Annotated in this window: 3 protein-coding genes; all 3 read left to right on the top strand. The window is 75.6% G+C overall.

Going from position 1 to position 3,396, the window contains the following annotated elements; genetic code table 11:
- The coding region (locus ICW40_RS16380; protein WP_221655081.1) for an HD domain-containing protein at positions 1-831 on the top strand (831 nt) is incomplete at its 5' end.
- A gap of 38 nt (positions 832-869) precedes the next feature.
- Complete coding sequence (ffh, locus tag ICW40_RS16375) at positions 870-2,471, top strand: signal recognition particle protein (protein ID WP_221655080.1); 1,602 nt, start codon at positions 870-872, stop codon at positions 2,469-2,471.
- A gap of 8 nt (positions 2,472-2,479) precedes the next feature.
- Positions 2,480-3,396 (top strand): amidohydrolase family protein (locus tag ICW40_RS16370; protein ID WP_308121864.1); only part of this gene is annotated, 917 nt, incomplete at its 3' end.

Raw genomic sequence — 3,396 nt, 5'->3', positions numbered from 1 at the left:
ACCGCGCCGCGGCTGCGGTCCGTCGGCGACGGCCTCGTCGAGCACGACGGCGAGCTCGTGCTGGCCGCGGGCACGCGTCCGGAGGACGACGCGCTGCTCGGCCTGCGCGCCGCAGCGACGTCCGCGCGCACCGGCCTGCCGCTGTCGCCCGTCACCGTCGCGAGCATCGCGCGGACGCCGGCGCTGCCCGAGCCGTGGCCGGCCGTGGCGCGCGGCCACCTGCTGGCGCTGCTCGCGAGCGGTCCGGCGCAGGTGCCCGTGTGGGAGACGCTCGACCTCGCCGGGGTGGTGACGTCCTGGATGCCGGAGTGGGCCGCGGTGCGCAACCGGCCGCAGCGGTCGCCGATCCACCGGCACACCGTCGACCGGCACCTCGTCGAGACCGTGGCGCGCGCCTCGCGCACGCGCCGCGCCGTCGACGACCCCGAGCTCCTGCTGCTCGCCGCGCTCCTGCACGACATCGGGAAGCGGCCGGGGGCCGAGGACCACAGCGCGGAGGGCGCCGCCCTCGTCCCCGGGATGCTCGGGCGGATGGGCTTCGAGCCGGAGCGTAGCCGGGACGTGGCCCTGCTCGTCCGGCACCACCTCACGCTCGCGATGCTCGCGACGCAGCGCGACCCGGACGACCCGGCGACGGTCGACGAGCTGCTGTCCGCGGTCGACGGACGCGCCGACCTGCTCGCCGTCCTGCGCGCGCTCACCGAGGCGGACGCCTCGGCGGCGGGACCGGCGACGTGGACGCCGTGGCGCGCCCGCCTGGTCGACGAGCTCACGGCGCGTGCCGCCGCGCGCCTCGCGGCGGGGGCGGGCCGGGCTCGGCGGGTACCCTGAGTGTCCCTGCACCGTCCCCACGCCGTGAGGTCCCATCCGTGTTCGCCACGCTGTCCGACCGCCTGACGTCGACCTTCAAGAACCTCCGATCCAAGGGGCGGCTCTCCGAGGCCGACATCGACGCGACCGTCCGGGAGATCCGGCGCGCCCTCCTCGACGCCGACGTGGCGGTCGGCGTCGTCCGTGCGTTCACGGGGCGCGTGCGCGAGCGCGCGCTGTCGGTCGAGGTCTCGGGTGCGCTGAACCCGGCCCAGCAGGTCGTCAAGATCGTCAACGACGAGCTGGTCGGCGTGCTCGGCGGCGAGCAGCGGCCGCTGCGGTTCGCCAAGAACCCGCCCACCGTCATCCTGCTCGCCGGCCTCCAGGGCGCGGGCAAGACGACGCTCGCGGGCAAGCTCGCGCACCACCTGCGCGGGCAGGGGCACACGCCGATGCTCGTCGCGGCGGACCTCCAGCGCCCGAACGCCGTGACGCAGCTCCAGGTCGTGGGCGAGCGGGCCGGGGTGCCGGTGCACGCGCCGCACCCGGGGGCCCAGGAGGGCTACGAGCTGTCGTCGCCCGCGGGGGACCCGGTCGCCGTCGCACGCGAGGGCGTCGCGCTCGCCCGCAGCCGCCAGCACGACGTCGTCATCGTCGACACCGCGGGCCGCCTCGGCGTCGACGCGGACATGATGCAGCAGGCCGCGGACATCCGTGACGCCGTGCAGCCGGACGAGATCCTCTTCGTCATCGACGCGATGATCGGCCAGGACGCCGTCACCACGGCGCAGTCCTTCGCCGACGGCGTGGGCTTCACGGGTGTCGTGCTGTCGAAGCTCGACGGCGACGCACGTGGCGGCGCCGCGCTGTCCGTCGCGAGCGTGACCGGACGTCCGATCCTCTTCGCGTCGACGGGCGAGAAGCTCACCGACTTCGAGGTGTTCCACCCCGACCGGATGGCCTCGCGCATCCTCGACATGGGCGACGTCCTGTCGCTCATCGAGCAGGCCGAGAAGGCGTTCGACGCCGAGCAGGCCGACGCGATGGCGGGCAAGCTCGCGAGCGGCGAGGACTTCACGCTCGAGGACTTCCTCGTCCAGATGCAGGGCCTGCGCCAGATGGGCTCGATGAAGAAGATGCTCGGGATGCTCCCGGGCATGGGCCAGATGCGCGACGCGATCGAGAACTTCGACGAGCGCGAGGTCGACCGGATCGAGGCCATCGTCCGCTCGATGACGCCCGCCGAGCGCCGCGCGCCGAAGATCATCAACGGGTCGCGGCGCGCCCGCATCGCGCGCGGGTCGGGCACGACGACGACCGACGTCAACCAGCTGCTCGAACGCTTCGCGGGCGCGCAGAAGATGATGAAGCAGATGGCCCGCGGCGGCGGCATGCCCGTGCCCGGCATGGGCAACCTGCCCGGGATGGGCGGCAAGAAGGCCCGGGGCCGCACGGCGCCGCCGGCCAAGAAGGGCAAGGCGAAGTCGGGCAACCCCGCCAAGCGCGCGCAGCAGGAGCGCGAGGCCGCGGCCCGTGCCGCCGGCCTGGCCCCCAAGGGTCCCGCGGGCTCGGCCTTCGGCCTCGGTCAGCAGGCACCCGCGGAGCCGGACCCGGCCTCGCTCCAGCTCCCGCCCGGTCTCGACAAGCTCCTCGGCCGCTGAGGGTCGGCGTGCTGCACCTGCGCGGACGCGTCGTCGTCGACGACGAGACCGAGCGCGACGAGGTCTGGGTCGTCGACGGTCGGCTCACCTTCGACCCACCGCGCGGCCGCCGCGCCGCGGGCGCGACGACGACGATCGACGGCTGGGTGCTGCCCGGGCTCGTCGACGTGCACTGCCACATCGGCCTCGGCCCCGACGGTGCGGTGAGCCACGAGGTCGCCGAGGCGCAGGCGCTCGCCGACCGCGACGCCGGCACGCTGCTCATCCGCGACGCCGGGTCGCCCGCGGACACCCGCTGGGTCGACGCGCGCGCGGACCTGCCGCGCATCCTGCGCGCGGGGCAGCACCTGGCCCGGCCCAAGCGGTACCTGCGCCACTACGGCCGCGAGCTCGACGACGTCGCCGACCTGCCGGCCGCCGTCGCGGGGGAGGCCGCGCGGGGCGACGGCTGGGTCAAGATCGTCGCGGACTGGATCGACCGCGACCTCGGCCCCGAGGGCGACCTGCGCCCGCTCTGGCCGGACGACGTGCTCGCCGAGGCGGTCCGCGTCGCGCACGAGCGCGGCGCCCGCGTGACGGCCCACACCTTCTCGACCGAGGCGCTCCCGGGGCTCCTGGCGGCGGGCATCGACTGCATCGAGCACGGCACCGGTCTGACGCCCGACCTGATCGCCGAGGTCGCGCGCCGCGGGGTGCCGGTGGTCCCGACGCTGCTGCAGGTCGGGCTCTTCGAGAGCATCGCCGCGCAGGCCGTCCGGTACCCGGTCTACGCCGCCCGCATGCGGCGCATGCACGCGCGGCGGCACGCGCACGTGCGCGACCTGCACGACGCGGGCGTCCCGCTCCTGCTCGGCACCGACGCGGGCGGCACGCTCGCGCACGGGCTGCTCGCGGACGAGGCGGCCGAGCTCGTGCACGCCGGCGT

It is taken from the genome of Actinotalea ferrariae, assembly GCF_019733465.1.
GTDB lineage: Bacteria > Actinomycetota > Actinomycetes > Actinomycetales > Cellulomonadaceae > Actinotalea > Actinotalea ferrariae_A.
The sequence above is the reverse complement of the archived record's forward strand: the minus strand, read 5'-3'. Positions and strand labels throughout refer to the sequence as shown.